At 63.3% G+C, this 13,621-nt stretch carries 12 protein-coding genes; 2 read left to right on the plus strand and 10 right to left on the minus strand.

Annotated elements, in window-relative coordinates; translation table 11 throughout:
- The first annotated feature begins 3 nt into the window (after window positions 1-3).
- Window positions 4-918: a DMT family transporter gene (locus L6D81_RS16195; protein WP_236180977.1), complete on the plus strand. Its 915-nt coding sequence runs from the start codon at window positions 4-6 to the stop codon at window positions 916-918.
- Here L6D81_RS16195 and L6D81_RS16200 read toward each other — a convergent pair.
- From L6D81_RS16200 to L6D81_RS16215, 4 genes are all read right to left on the minus strand, one after another.
- Window positions 908-2,140, minus strand: a complete 1,233-nt coding sequence (locus L6D81_RS16200) for a class I SAM-dependent methyltransferase (protein ID WP_236180979.1) — start codon at window positions 2,138-2,140, stop codon at window positions 908-910. The two genes, L6D81_RS16195 and L6D81_RS16200, sit on opposite strands and share 11 nt — an antisense overlap.
- Window positions 2,141-2,230: 90 nt before the next feature.
- Complete coding sequence (locus L6D81_RS16205; RefSeq protein WP_236180980.1) at window positions 2,231-2,848, minus strand: TPM domain-containing protein; 618 nt, start codon at window positions 2,846-2,848, stop codon at window positions 2,231-2,233.
- 28 nt (window positions 2,849-2,876) lie between these two features.
- The gene (locus L6D81_RS16210) at window positions 2,877-3,629 is read right to left on the minus strand and encodes a TPM domain-containing protein (RefSeq protein ID WP_236180982.1); all 753 of its coding nucleotides are present in this window, start codon (window positions 3,627-3,629) and stop codon (window positions 2,877-2,879) included.
- 13 nt (window positions 3,630-3,642) lie between these two features.
- Window positions 3,643-4,251, minus strand: coding sequence for a LemA family protein (locus tag L6D81_RS16215; RefSeq protein ID WP_039771481.1), 609 nt, complete (start codon window positions 4,249-4,251; stop codon window positions 3,643-3,645).
- Window positions 4,252-4,511: 260 nt separating this feature from the next.
- Here L6D81_RS16215 and bglX point away from each other — a divergent pair, with 260 nt between their 5' ends.
- On the plus strand, window positions 4,512-6,803 hold the full coding sequence (gene bglX, locus L6D81_RS16220) for a beta-glucosidase BglX (RefSeq protein WP_236180984.1): 2,292 nt from the start codon (window positions 4,512-4,514) through the stop codon (window positions 6,801-6,803).
- Between the two features lie 66 nt (window positions 6,804-6,869).
- Here the strand turns inward: bglX and L6D81_RS16225 are convergent, their stop codons facing one another.
- The 6 genes from L6D81_RS16225 to L6D81_RS16250 form a co-directional block, all read right to left on the minus strand.
- Window positions 6,870-8,027, minus strand: coding sequence for a phospholipase D-like domain-containing protein (locus tag L6D81_RS16225; protein WP_236180986.1), 1,158 nt, complete (start codon window positions 8,025-8,027; stop codon window positions 6,870-6,872).
- Between the two features lies 1 nt (window position 8,028).
- Complete coding sequence (locus L6D81_RS16230) at window positions 8,029-8,619, minus strand: YceI family protein (protein WP_236180988.1); 591 nt, start codon at window positions 8,617-8,619, stop codon at window positions 8,029-8,031.
- A gap of 81 nt (window positions 8,620-8,700) precedes the next feature.
- Entirely contained in the window at window positions 8,701-9,471 is a 771-nt protein-coding gene (locus L6D81_RS16235) for an IclR family transcriptional regulator (protein WP_236180989.1), read from the minus strand.
- A 59-nt stretch (window positions 9,472-9,530) separates the two neighbouring features.
- Entirely contained in the window at window positions 9,531-10,988 is a 1,458-nt protein-coding gene (locus L6D81_RS16240) for an amidase (RefSeq protein ID WP_236180991.1), read from the minus strand.
- Window positions 10,985-12,295: a citrate-proton symporter gene (locus L6D81_RS16245; RefSeq protein WP_236180993.1), complete on the minus strand. Its 1,311-nt coding sequence runs from the start codon at window positions 12,293-12,295 to the stop codon at window positions 10,985-10,987. Before L6D81_RS16245 ends, L6D81_RS16240 begins: the two co-directional genes overlap by 4 nt.
- A gap of 79 nt (window positions 12,296-12,374) precedes the next feature.
- A complete protein-coding gene (locus tag L6D81_RS16250) occupies window positions 12,375-13,550 on the minus strand; it encodes a M20 aminoacylase family protein (RefSeq protein WP_236180995.1) in 1,176 nt (391 codons plus the stop codon).
- Window positions 13,551-13,621 lie beyond the last annotated feature (71 nt).

Consider the following 13,621-nt stretch of genomic DNA (forward strand, 5'->3'; position numbering starts at 1 on the left):
CTCATGTCTTCGCGCGAAAACACCGGCATGGCCCTCGGCCTGCTTGGCGTGGTGATTTTCAGCCTCACCCTGCCCTTCACCCGCATCGTGGTGCAGGAACTGCACCCGCTGCTCAACGGCCTGGGCCGTGCGCTGTTCGCGGCGATTCCGGCAGCAGCGCTGTTGTTGTGGCGTCGGGAAACGTGGCCGACCTGGAAGCAGGTCAAAGGCCTGAGCCTGGTGATTGCCGGAGTGATCCTCGGTTTCCCGGTACTGTCGGCGTGGGCCATGCAGACTTTGCCGGCGTCCCACGGCGCGCTGGTCAACGGTTTGCAGCCGCTGTGCGTGGCGCTTTACGCCGCGTGGCTGTCCCATGAACGGCCGTCGAAAGCTTTCTGGGCGTGCGCCGCATTGGGCAGTGCGCTGGTGCTGGGATACGCGTTGTACACCGGCGCCGGCAGCATTCAGGCCGGGGATCTGCTGATGCTGGGTGCGATTGCGGTAGGCGGTCTGGGTTACGCCGAGGGCGGGCGGCTGGCCCGGGAGATGGGTGGCTGGCAGGTGATCTGCTGGGCACTGGTGCTGTCGACGCCGCTGCTGATCGGCCCGGTGCTGTACCTGGCGTTGCAGCATCAGGGCGCGGTATCGGCGAAAACCTGGTGGGCGTTCGGTTACGTCGCGCTGTTTTCGCAGTTCCTGGGTTTCTTCGCCTGGTACGCCGGGCTGGCCATGGGTGGCATTGCCCGGGTCAGTCAGATTCAGTTGTTGCAGATTTTCTTCACCATCGCGTTTTCCGCGCTGTTCTTCGGCGAACACGTGGAGCCAATCACCTGGCTGTTCGCCTGCGGGGTGATCGCGACGGTGATGCTCGGGCGCAAGACCGCGGTGCGCCCGGCTCAACCGGGCACGTTACCGGCGGGCATTCAGCTCAAGCCTTGAGCTTCAGAAGGCCGTCAGCGAGCAGCAGGGTTTCGAGGCAGTGCTCGCTGATCTGGTAGAACGCTTTCAATTCCTGAATTTTCATCAGCAACTGGGTCGGGTCCCCGGGCTCGGCGCGTTTCACGGCGAGGATCATCTTGTTCTTGTTGGTGTGGTCCAGGGAAATGAACTCGAACACCTTGGTCTCGTAACCGCAAGCTTCAAGGAACAGCGCACGCAGGCTGTCGGTGACCATTTCCGCCTGCTGGCCCAGGTGCAAACCGTATTGCAGCATCGGCTTGAGCAGCGCCGGGCTCTGGATCTGCAAGCGGATCTGTTTGTGGCAGCACGGCGAGCACATGATGATCGACGCGCCGGAGCGGATGCCGGTGTGGATCGCGTAGTCGGTGGCGATGTCGCAGGCATGCAGGGCGATCATCACGTCCAGTTCGCTCGGCGCCACGCTGCGCACATCACCGCATTTGAACACCAGCCCCGGGTGCTCCAGCTTCGCAGCGGCGGCGTTGCACAGGTTGACCATTTCTTCGCGCAATTCGACGCCAGTGACTTCGCCCTCGGCCTTCAAGGTGTTGCGCAAATAGTCATGGATGGCGAACGTCAGGTAACCCTTGCCCGATCCGAAATCCGCCACCCGCACCGGTTTGTCCAGGGCCAGCGGCGACGAGGTCAGCGCGTGGCTGAAGACTTCGATGAACTTGTTGATCTGCTTCCATTTGCGCGACATCGCCGGGATCAGCTCGTGCTGGGCGTTGGTCACGCCCAAGTCCTTGAGGAACGGCCGGTTCAGATCGAGGAAGCGGTTTTTCTCGCGGTTATGCTCGGCGGACGGCACTTCGCGCAATTGCTGGGGTTTGCTCATGAACAGTGAGCTCTTGCCCTTTTTGCTGTATTCGAGCTGGGCTTCGTCCGTCAGTGCCAGCAAGTGCGCATTCTTGAACGCCGCCGGCAGCAGCCCGGCAATCGTCGCCACCGCTTCGTCCAGCGGCAGGTTCTTGGTGATGTCGCGGGTCTTGTAGCGATATACAAAGGACAGGCACGGTTGCGCCTTGACCGTCACCGGTTTGATGATGATCCGCTGCAGGTCCGCTTCTTCGCCGACGTACTTGGCCAGCACCAGTTTGATGAAGCCGTTCTGTTCGAGGCTGGTTTGCAGCAGCTCGATGAACCGGGCGTGGTGATCGGGCGCCGGTTTGGCAGGTGCGGAGGGAGCGGTAACGGACATGGGAAAAAGCGGCCTCGGACGGGCAAATCGGGAATGGCCGCTAGTTTAGGGGGGATGGCGTTCGAGGGCACGGCTAATTTCCCGAACGGCTTATCCCAGAACCACCAGACGATTGGGCAACTCATTGCGCACCTGGGTCACCGGCACATGCACCTTGAGCAACTCCCCGCACGCCTCGATGCAAGTGACAAAGCCCTGCAACGTCTGCCCCCGCCGCACCTGCTCGGTAAACGTCGCGACAATCGAATCCCAGCTCTTGTTATCCAGTTTTCTGGAAATCCCTTCGTCCACCAGAATCTCCACGTACCGCTCGGCCTCACAGACAAAAATCAGCACACCGGTGCTGCCCACCGTGTGATGCAGGTTCTGCTCGAGAAACTGCCGCCGCGCCAGGTTCGAGGCGCGCCAGTGCCGGACACGGCGCGGCACCAGATGGGTAGTGATCTTCGGCAGGCGAAACAACAGACACAGCACGATGAAAATGCCCCACTGCACCAGCAACAGGCTGTGCATGGTCAGCCAGCCGGTCAGGTAATGCACGATCCCCGGCACCACCAGCGCCAGCAGGCTGGCCCACAGCAACGGGATGTACGCGTAGTCGTCGGCGCGTGCCGCGAGCACCGTCACCAGTTCGGCGTCGGTGTCACGCTCGACCCGGGCGATGGCCTCGGCGACCTTGCGTTGTTCGTGTTCAGTCAGTAGTGCCATGTCGTGAAGTGCCTGCTCATTATTGTTATCACCAGCCGCCGGAAGACCCGCCCCCGCCGAAACTGCCACCGCCGCCGCTGAAGCCTCCGCCGCCTCCGCCGCCGCCAAATCCACCACCGCCAAAGCCGCCCCCTCCTCCGGAGCCGCCCCGGCCGGCGGGAAGGATACCGAGCATCTGGCAGACAAAAACAGTCAGGATGAACAACATCACCAGAAATACGAACAACGCCGGATGCCGCGAGACGAAATCATCCGCAGGATCGCCGGCCGATTCATACACCGTGGACGGCTCGTCCAGCGGATTGCCGCCCAGCACCACCAGCATGGCCGCGACACCGTCGCTGATGCCCTTGCTGAAATTGCCGGCCTTGAACGACGGCGTGATCACCTGATGGATGATCACCGAACTCTGGGCATCGGTCAGGCGATCCTCCAGCCCGTAGCCGACCTCGATGCGCAACTTGCGCTCGTCCCGGGCGACGATCAACAGGGCGCCGTTGTTCTTGTCCTTCTGGCCGATGCCCCAGTGCCGGCCGAGTTCGACGCCATAGTCCTCGATGGTCGCGCCTTGCAGATTCGGCAACGTCACCACCACCAACTGTTCGCCGGTCGCCTGCTCGTGGGCCTGCAATTGCTGGCTCAGTTGCGTGCGCACCGACGGCTCGATCATCTGCGCATCGTCCACCACCCGCCCGGTCAGCGCCGGGAAGGTCAATTCGGCCCGGGCGCTGACGGCGAACAGCCACAGCATCAGCACCAGACCCATCTTCAACACACGCATGGGCATCCCCGGCTCAGAACTTCACTTCCGGGGCCTTGTCCGCGCCGGGGCTGGTGGCTTCGAAGGTCTCGCGGATCGGCAAATTGCTGTACATCACGCTGTGCCACAAGCGACCGGGGAAGGTGCGGATCTCGGTGTTGTATTTCTGCACCGCCAGAATGAAATCGCGACGGGCCACGGCGATGCGGTTTTCCGTGCCCTCGAGTTGCGATTGCAGGGCGAGGAAGTTCTGGTTGGCCTTCAGGTCCGGATAGCGCTCGGACACCACCATCAACCGGCTCAAGGCACCGGTCAGTTGATCCTGGGCCTGCTGGAACTGCTTGAGCTTTTCCGGGTTGTCGAGGGTGCTGGCATCGACCTGGATCGACGTCGCCTTGGCCCGCGCCTCGATAACCGCCGTCAGGGTTGCTTCCTCGTGTTTGGCATAGCCCTTGACGGTTTCCACCAGATTGGGGATCAGGTCGGCGCGGCGCTGGTACTGGTTCTGCACCTGGCCCCAGGCAGCCTTGGCCTGCTCGTCGAGGGTCGGAATATTGTTGATGCCGCAAGCGGTCAACAACGTGGCCAGCACCAGCAGGGTGGCCACCTGCAAACGCGAGCGGTAGACAGGACTGACATTCATCGGACGGGTGCTCCCTTGCACATTTCATGAATAATGAATCGCGAAACATTCTCGGCCGACGGTTGGGGCATAATCGCCCGCGCCACTGGATTGCGGCGGGCCGATGGGCTAAAAAGAGGCCCTGCGCGATCACGTCGCCGAAACGTTCGACGTACATTCGGCTGTCGTTTTCTGAATCAGCACCCGAACAACAATAGTCGCTCCCTACATTTTGGCTGGCCGGTGTTGTAACGCCGTTTAGGCCCTTGAGAAAACTATTCATGAAGAAGCTGTGTTTGCTGGGCCTGTTCGTCAGCCTGGCCAGTCATCAAGTACTGGCCGCCACGACCCCGGTACCCCTGGAAAACAAGGACGCGTTCATCAGCCACCTGATGAAGCAAATGACCCTCGACGAGAAGATCGGCCAGTTGCGCCTGATCAGCATCGGCCCGGAAATGCCCCGCGAGCTGATCCGCAAGGAGATTGCCGCCGGCCACATCGGCGGCACGTTCAACTCGATCACCCGCCCGGAAAACCGTCCGATGCAGGACGCGGCCATGCGCAGCCGGCTGAAGATCCCGATGTTTTTTGCGTACGACGTGATCCACGGTCACCGTACGATTTTCCCGATTCCCCTGGCCCTGGCGTCGAGCTGGGACATGGACGCCATTGGCCGCTCCGGTCGCGTTGCCGCCAAGGAAGCGGCTGCCGACAGCCTCGACATCACCTTTGCGCCAATGGTCGATATCTCCCGCGACCCGCGCTGGGGCCGCAGCTCCGAAGGGTTCGGTGAAGACACCTACCTGACCTCGCGCATCGCCAAAGTCATGGTCAAGGCCTATCAGGGCGAGACCCCGAGCGCGGCCGACAGCATCATGGCCAGCGTCAAGCACTTCGCCCTGTACGGCGCGGTCGAGGGCGGTCGCGACTACAACACCGTCGACATGAGCCCGGTGAAGATGTACCAGGACTATCTGCCACCGTACCGCGCAGCCATCGACGCTGGCGCCGGCGGCGTGATGGTGGCGTTGAACTCGATCAACGGCATACCGGCCACCGCCAACACCTGGCTGATGAACGACCTGCTGCGCAAGGACTGGGGCTTCAAGGGCCTGGCGGTCAGCGACCACGGCGCGATCTTCGAACTGATCAAGCACGGCGTGGCCCGCGACGGTCGTGAAGCGGCGAAGCTGGCGATCAAGGCCGGCATCGACATGAGCATGAACGACACCTTGTACGGCAAAGAACTGCCGGGGCTGCTCAAATCCGGCGAGATCGAACAGAAAGACATCGACAACGCGGTGCGTGAAGTCCTCGCCGCCAAGTACGACATGGGCCTGTTCAAGGACCCGTACCTGCGCATCGGCAAGGCCGAAGACGATCCGGCCGACACCTACGCCGAAAGCCGCCTGCACCGCGCCGACGCCCGTGAAGTGGCCCGCCGCAGCCTGGTGCTGCTGAAAAACCAGAACGAAACCCTGCCACTGAAGAAAACCGCCAAAGTCGCGCTGGTCGGCCCGCTGGCCAAGGCCCCGATCGACATGATGGGCAGCTGGGCCGCCGCCGGTCGTCCGGCGCAGTCGGTGACCCTGTTCGACGGCATGAGCCATGTAATCGGCGACAAGGCGAACCTGATCTACGCCCGTGGCGCCAACATCACCAGCGACAAGAAGGTTCTCGACTACCTGAACTTCCTCAATTTCGACGCGCCGGAAGTGGTCGATGACCCACGCCCGGCCAACGTGTTGATCGACGAAGCGGTGAAAGCCGCCAAGGATGCAGACGTCGTGGTTGCAGCGGTGGGCGAATCCCGTGGCATGTCCCACGAATCGTCGAGCCGCACCGACCTGAACATCCCGGAAAACCAGCGCGAGCTGATCCGAGCCCTGAAAGCCACCGGCAAGCCGCTGGTGCTGGTGCTGATGAACGGTCGTCCGCTGACCATCCTTGAAGAGAAGGAACAGGCCGACGCGATTCTGGAAACCTGGTTCAGCGGCACCGAGGGCGGCACCGCCATCGCCGACGTGCTGTTCGGCGACTACAACCCGTCGGGCAAACTGCCGGTGACCTTCCCGCGCTCCGTGGGCCAGATCCCGACCTACTACAACCACCTGAGCATTGGCCGGCCGTTTACGCCGGGCAAACCGGGCAACTACACCTCGCAGTATTTCGATGACACCACCGGTCCCCTGTTCCCGTTCGGTTACGGCCTGAGCTACACCGATTTCAGCCTGAGCGACATGGCGCTGTCCTCGACCACCCTGAACGCCACCGGCAAGCTCGACGCCAGTGTCATGGTCAAGAACACCGGCAAGCGTGACGGCGAAACCGTGGTGCAGCTGTATATCCAGGACGTCACCGGCTCAATGATCCGCCCGGTCAAGGAACTGAAGAACTTCCAGAAAATCATGCTCAAGGCCGGCGAGCAGAAGGTCGTGCACTTCACCATCACCGAAGATGACCTGAAGTTCTACAACGCCCAGCTCAAGTACGCGGCCGAGCCTGGCAAGTTCAACGTGCAGATCGGCCTGGATTCCCAGGACGTGACGCAGCAGAGCTTTGAATTGCTGTAATCCCTGCACCCTGATCGTTCCCACGTCGAGGCGTCGAACCGTCTGCGTGGGAACGATCAACTGCGCTTAGCCGCGTCTGTCGAGCAAGTTGACCACCACCCGATCCACCCAGCCCCAGATCCGCTGCTTCACCCGCCGCCACACCGGTCGGCGCTGCCATTGCTCCAGGCTCACCTGCTGACTCAGGCCGAAGTCCTTCTCGAAACTCGCCGCCACCGCGGCCGTCAATGACGGGTCCAGCGCTTCCAGATTCGCCTCAAGGTTGAAGCGCAGGTTCCAGTGATCGAAATTGCACGAACCGATGCTGACCCAATCGTCCACCAGCACCATTTTCAGGTGCAGGAAACACGGCTGGTATTCGTAGATTTTTACCCCGGCCTTGAGCAGGCGCGGGTAGTAACGGTGCCCGGCGTAACGCACCGACGGATGATCGGTGCGCGGCCCGGTCAGCAGCAGGCGCACGTCAAGGCCACGGGCGGCGGCCTTGCGCAGGGAGCGGCGGATTTTCCAGGTCGGCAGGAAGTACGGCGTGGCCAGCCAGATACGCTTCTGGCCACTGTTCAAGGCGCGGAACAACGATTGCAGAATGTCGCGATGCTGGCGGGCGTCGGCGTAGGCCACGCGGCCCATGCCCTCGCCCGTGTCCGGCACGCGGGGCAAGCGTGGCAGGCCGAAATGCGCGTTGGGCCGCCAGGCCCGGCGATGGCGGTTGGCGATCCATTGGCGGTCGAACAGCAATTGCCAGTCGAGCACCAGCGGGCCGGTGATTTGCACCATGACCTCGTGCCATTCGCTGGTGTCGTGGCCCGGCGTCCAGAATTCATCAGTGACCCCGGTGCCGCCGACCACCGCCAGACGCTGATCGACCAGCAACAGCTTGCGATGATCGCGATAGAAATTGGCGACCCAGCGTCGCCAGTTCAACCGATTGTAAAAACGCAGCTCGACCCCGGCACCGGTCAGGCGCCGGCGCAGCGTGAGGGTGAACGCGAGGCTGCCGTAATCGTCGAACAGGCAACGCACCCGCACGCCCCGCTCCGCCGCCAGCACCAGCGCCTGCACGATGGTTTCGGCACAGGCGCCGGCCTCCACCAGATACAGCTCCAGTTCGATCTGCTCGCGGGCGCGGGCGATCTCGTCGAGCATGCGCGGGAAGAATTGCGGGCCGTCGATCAACAGCTCAAAGCGATTGCCATCACGCCACGGAAACACCGCGCCACGCATGTCAGCGCGCCGTGAAAATCAGCACCGCACCCACCGGCACCGACAGACTGATGGCCGACAGGCCGGCCAGGTTGCGCAGGCTTTCCAGCCCCGGCAACAGATCGAAATCCTCGGCACTGATCACCAGCGGCTCCAGGGTCACCACCTGAAAGCGTCGGTCATCGAGGCGCGTGGCGAGCAGTTCGGCGGGGTATTCGTGCTGCTTGCCGTGCAGGTTGACGGTCAGCGGCAGGCGCAACTCAAGCTGCGCGCCGGGGGCCAGATCGTTGATCGGGCGCAGGTCGATTTGCGTGGTGATGGTCGCTTCGGGGAATTGCTCGATCTGGAACAACTCCTTGCGCATGCGCTCGTCGCGCAGCGGGATGCCGCTGTTGATCGAGTCCAGCTCGACTTCGACCACGGCGCGGCCATCGGGATCGACCTTGCCGTGCAGCACCAGAAAGCGCTGCACTTCAGAAACATTGGCGTTTTTTGTACTGACGAACGACAGCCGCGACGACTCGCCGTCCAGATACCAGTTGGCCTGGGCCGGCAGCGCAGCGGCGCCCAGCAGCAGGCCGGCGAAGGCGTTGCACAGAGAACGGTTGAACATTGAAGACTCGTGGGGCCGATAAACCTGCACGAACCTTAACTGGCCGTGGCGTTATTGCAAACTGTCAGTCTGTGCAAACACTCAGGCCAATGCCTGCTGCACCTCGCCGATGGTCGATGCGAGTCTGTTGAGGTGCAGGCTCAGCACCCGTTCCACCGGCGCCTGATCCATCGGCCAGTGCAGCGCCATGCTGCCGACCAGTCGCCCTTGCGCACGAATCGGCAACGCCACCGCGCGAATCAGGAACGGCAGGCGCACCGGGTATTCCCAATAACCTTCGGTGCGCTGGCCGAAACCCTGATGCAAGGCTTGCTCGGTGGCCTGCCATACACCGTCATCCGCCAGCTGTTCGCGCTCGGCCAGACGTTTCACGTCCTGGCTGTCGAGTTCGCCAAGGCACGCGCGGCCCATCGCCGAATGAAACAGGCTGGCGTGATGGCCAACGATCTGACAGTTGTTCGGATAGCGTTTGCGCAAGACCTGCGGAATCGCACTTTCCATCACTTCAACCCGTTCGCCGTCGAAGCACGACAGATCCGCCACCAGCCCGGTACGCTCGCTCAGCTCCAGCAGCATCGGCGCGGCGCTTTCCACCAGGTGGCGTTTGAAGCGTTGCTGACGATCACCGAACAGTCGCCTGGCGCACAACCGGTAGCGGCGGTCGCTGAGGCCGCGATAGATCCAGCCCTGCTCCTGCAAGGTCGCGAGCATCCGCGACACCGTGGCTTTGGGCAGAGTCGTCAGGTAGTGCAGCTCTTCCAGCCCCAACGCCTGATGCTCGCCGAGCAACTCGACGATGGCCAGCGCCCGTTCGACCGAGCGCACGCTACCGGTGTCTGCCTTGCTGCCCATGTGTTCGACCTCCATGGATACGGATGAAAGATCACTTCGTGCAGCAAGATGCGGGCCGCTCAGGCTGATTGCAGGCATGCCGGCGGTCGCCGTTCGACCCAGCGGGTCAGCTGTTCATGGGCGTAGGCCAGTTGCAGCACCGCCCGATCCGCCTGCGCCGGCCCGATGATTTGCAGGCCCATCGGCAGCCCGGCCGGGTTGAAACCGACCGGCACGCTGATGCTCGGCAACCCCGCCAGGGTCGGGCCGATCACCACTTCCATCCAGCGGTGATAGGTGTCCATGGTTTGCCCGCCGACGACTCGCGGCCACGCTTGCTGTGCATCAAAAGGGAACACCTGGGCGGTGGGCAGCAGCAGGAAATCGTAACGCTCGAACAACTCGCTCAACGCGCGATACCACTCGCTGCGCGCGACCGACGCCTGATAGACCTCGGCAGCGGTCAGACGCAAACCGCCCTCGACTTCCCATTGCGCTTCGGGTTTGAGCAGCGCGCGTTTTTGCGGGTCGGCATACGCGGCGCCGAGGCTGCCCTGAACGAGGAAATGCCGGTGCGTGAGCCAGGTCTGCCACAGGCGTTCCATGGAAAAGTCCGGCTGACAGGCCTCAACGTGACAGCCCAGCGCACTGAAATCTGCCAGCGCCGCTTCGCACAGACTCAACACACCGTCGTCCATCGGCAGATAGCCGTTGTAATCGCCAAGCCAGCCGAGGCGCAGGCCACTGCAGTCCTGTTGCAGATCCAGGCCGAAGTCCCGTGGTTCATCGGCCAGTGATAGCGGCACCCGCGGATCGTAACCGGCCTGGGTCGAGAGCAACCGCGCGACGTCGGTGACCGTGCGCCCCATCGGCCCTTCGGTGGCCAGTTGCTGGACGAACACTTCCGGCATCGGGCCGTGAGGCACGCGCCCCTGGGACGGGCGGAAGCCGAACACGTTGTTGAACGCCGCCGGGTTGCGTAGCGAGCCCATCATGTCACTGCCGTCGGCCACCGGCAGCAGGCGCAGGGCCAGTGCCACCGCTGCCCCGCCGCTGCTGCCGCCGGCGATCAGGCTCGGATCGTAGGCGTTGGTGGTGGTGCCGAACACGCTGTTGTAGGTCTGCGAACCGAGGCCGAACTCCGGGACGTTGCTCTTGCCGATGATGATCGCGCCGCCGTCGCGAACCCGCGCCACACTGATCGCATCGTGCTGCGGCACTTGCTCGGCGAACAGCGGCGAACCCAAGGTCGTGCGCAACCCGGCGGTGGCCGCCAGGTCTTTGATCGCCTGGGGCATGCCGTGCATCCAGCCCCGGGACTCACCGCGATCCAGTTGCCGGTCGCATTCATCGGCCTCGCGCAGCAGCACGTCTTGCGGGCGCAGCGAAACCAGTGCATTGACCGCCGGATTGAAGCGATCGATGTGCGTCAGGTAGGCCTGCATCACCTCACGGCACGATACCTTGCGGGCATGGATCACCCGGGACAGCGCATCGGCGTCGAGGGCGACAATCGGATCAATGGCTAACGGACTCACGGTTTCACTCCCAGGTTGAGCGCAACGGATTTCTTCGCACACGGTGCCTCCTGCAAACAGTAAGTACCGAGCAGGGTCAGCAGGCAAGCGAACAACACATAGAACGACGGCGCCACCGGGGTGTTCAGAACTTTGCTCAGCCAGGTGACGATCAGCGGCGCGAAACCACCGAACACCATCACCGCCACGTTGTAGGCCACCGACACACCGGTAGAGCGCACCTCAATCGGGAACTGCTCGGCCAGCGCCGTCGGCGCCGGGCCGAAGAACCCGCCAATCGCCGCGCACAGCAGCAGTTGCATCACCAGCAAGCGCTCGATCGAAGGCGCTGCCGCGACCCACACATACAACGGATAAACCATGACGAAAAACGCCAGGGTGAAGGCCATCAGCACCGGCCGCCGACCGAGGCGATCCGACAGCGCGCCGGACAATGGAATCACCACGGTCATCAGCCCCACCGCAAGCATCTGCACCAGCAGCACTTGATCCAGCGGCAGGCCGAGGTTCTTGTGGGCGAAGGTCGGCATGTTCACCAGCACCACGTAGAACGACACCGTCGCCCCGCACGCCAGGCCCATCGACACCAACAGGCTGCGGCGATGTTCGCGCAGCACCTGCCACAGGCCCGGTGCTGCGCCTTTGGCTTTCTTGCGCGCTTCGAGAAATTCTTCCGGTTCTTCCATGTGCTTGCGAATCCACAAGCCCACCGGGCCGATCAACAGGCCGAGCACGAACGGAATCCGCCAGCCCCAACTGTCCAGCGCCTCGGGGGAAAACAGGTGCGTGACCAGCGCCACCATCGCCGCGCCGCTGAACACCGCCAGGCATTGACCGACCAGTTGCCACGAACCGTACAGGCCCTTGCGATGGGCCGGCGCGCTCTCCACCAGAAACGCCGTGGCGCTGGCGTATTCACCGCCCGTGGCAAAACCCTGAAGCATCCGCGCTACCACGATCAGCAACGGCGCGCCCATGCCGATGGCGGCGTAGTTCGGCGCGAACGCGATCAGGGCGATGGACACGGTCATCAGGCGAATGATCATCTGCATCGCCGCCTTGCGCCCTTTGCGGTCGGAGTAGATGCCGAGCAGGATGCCGCCCACCGGGCGCATGAAAAAGCCGACGCCAAAGGTCGCCAGCGCCATCAGCAGCGAGGCATAGTCGTCGTCGGACGGGAAAAACTGCCGGGCGATGATGCTCGCCAGAAAGCCGTAAACGATGAAGTCGTACCATTCCAGGGCGTTGCCGATGACGGCGGCAACCACTTGCCGGGTGCGCGAAACGCCTGCGTTCGAAGTCTGCATGGGGATTCTCCAGAAGCTGTGGGTTGACCACGCAGGCGCGTGCGCACCTGCGTTCCAGCGGCAGCAAAAAGTGAAGAAATCAGGCCGGCTCGAGCCAGCTCTCGGTGAGCGCGCCCCAATACGCCGCGCCGGTCAGCAGAATGTCATCGTTAAAATCGTAGGCCGGGTTATGCACCATCGGCTGTGCCACGCCGTTACCAATGAACAGGTACGCGCCGGGGCAGCGCTGGAGCATCCAGGCGAAGTCTTCGCTGCCCATCAGTTTCGCAGTGTTGCCATCGACGGCATCGGCGCCGACCAGTTCGACGCCAACCTGACGGGCGAACTCGGTTTCGGCGGCGTGGTTGACCAGCACCGGATAGGCCGGACGGTGTTCGATGGTCGAGGTGCAGCCGAAGCTTTCGGCCTGGGACTCGATGATCGAGCGCACGCGGTCCAATGTCTGAACGCGGACCTCGGCGTTCAGTGCACGCAGGCTCAGGCGCAGGATCGCCTGTTGCGGAATCACGTTCGCCGCCTCGCCGGCCTGCAACGCACCGACTGTCACCACCGCCGCCTGCTGCGCATCAATGTTGCGGGCGACCACGGTTTGCAAAGCCATCACCACACTGGCTGCGGCGACCAGCGGATCCACCGCCAGATGCGGCATCGAGCCGTGACCGCCGACGCCTTCGAGGGTCACCGTGAGCAAGTCCTGCGAAGCCATCATCGGCCCTTCGCGAAAGCCCAGATGCCCCGCCGGCAGGCCCGGCATGTTGTGCATGCCAAACAGCGCATCACACGGGAAGCGTTCGAGCAGGCCATCGGCGAGCATCGCCTCGGCGCCGCCCTGGCCCTCTTCAGCGGGCTGGAAAATCAGCGTCAGGATGCCGTCGAACTGGCGGGTCGCCGCCAGATAACGCGCCGCGCCGAGCAGCATCGCGGTGTGCCCGTCATGCCCGCAAGCGTGCATGCAGCCTTCATGACGACTGCTGTAAGCGACGCCGGTGTTCTCGATGATCGGCAGCGCATCCATGTCGGCCCGCAGCCCGAGTCTGCGCGTGCTGCTGCCATTGCGCAGCACGCCGACCACGCCGGTCTTGCCGATGCCGGTGTGGACTTCATAGCCCCACTCTTCGAGCGAACGGGCGACCAGCGCCGAGGTGCGGTTTTCCTCGAAACCGAGTTCAGGGTGAGCATGAATGTCCTGTCGGGTGGCGTGCAGGTCGCCGGCCACGTCGTTGAGCCAGGCCAGAATGTGCTGATGTCGGGGCATGACGGATCTCCTCGCGCGGGTGTTCCCGGTCTTGTTGTTCGGTGTTGTTTCACGACACGTGAACGGCAGGT

Source organism: Pseudomonas sputi (genome assembly GCF_021603585.1).
Taxonomy (GTDB): Bacteria; Pseudomonadota; Gammaproteobacteria; order Pseudomonadales; family Pseudomonadaceae; genus Aquipseudomonas; species Aquipseudomonas sputi.

Bases quoted from the DNA above. Each gene is read 5' to 3' on its own strand.
- L6D81_RS16210 (WP_236180982.1), bottom strand. From the start codon at position 3,629: ATGCGTGTGTTGAAGATGGGTCTGGTGCTGATGCTGTGGCTGTTCGCC.
- L6D81_RS16235 (WP_236180989.1), bottom strand. From the start codon at position 9,471: ATGGGCAGCAAGGCAGACACCGGTAGCGTGCGCTCGGTCGAACGGGCG.
- L6D81_RS16200 (WP_236180979.1), bottom strand. From the start codon at position 2,140: ATGTCCGTTACCGCTCCCTCCGCACCTGCCAAACCGGCGCCCGATCAC.
- L6D81_RS16195 (WP_236180977.1), top strand. From the start codon at position 4: ATGTCTTCGCGCGAAAACACCGGCATGGCCCTCGGCCTGCTTGGCGTG.
- L6D81_RS16250 (WP_236180995.1), bottom strand. From the start codon at position 13,550: ATGCCCCGACATCAGCACATTCTGGCCTGGCTCAACGACGTGGCCGGC.
- L6D81_RS16205 (WP_236180980.1), bottom strand. From the start codon at position 2,848: ATGGCACTACTGACTGAACACGAACAACGCAAGGTCGCCGAGGCCATC.
- L6D81_RS16245 (WP_236180993.1), bottom strand. From the start codon at position 12,295: ATGCAGACTTCGAACGCAGGCGTTTCGCGCACCCGGCAAGTGGTTGCC.
- bglX (WP_236180984.1), top strand. From the start codon at position 4,512: ATGAAGAAGCTGTGTTTGCTGGGCCTGTTCGTCAGCCTGGCCAGTCAT.
- L6D81_RS16230 (WP_236180988.1), bottom strand. From the start codon at position 8,619: ATGTTCAACCGTTCTCTGTGCAACGCCTTCGCCGGCCTGCTGCTGGGC.
- L6D81_RS16225 (WP_236180986.1), bottom strand. From the start codon at position 8,027: ATGCGTGGCGCGGTGTTTCCGTGGCGTGATGGCAATCGCTTTGAGCTG.
- L6D81_RS16215 (WP_039771481.1), bottom strand. From the start codon at position 4,251: ATGAATGTCAGTCCTGTCTACCGCTCGCGTTTGCAGGTGGCCACCCTG.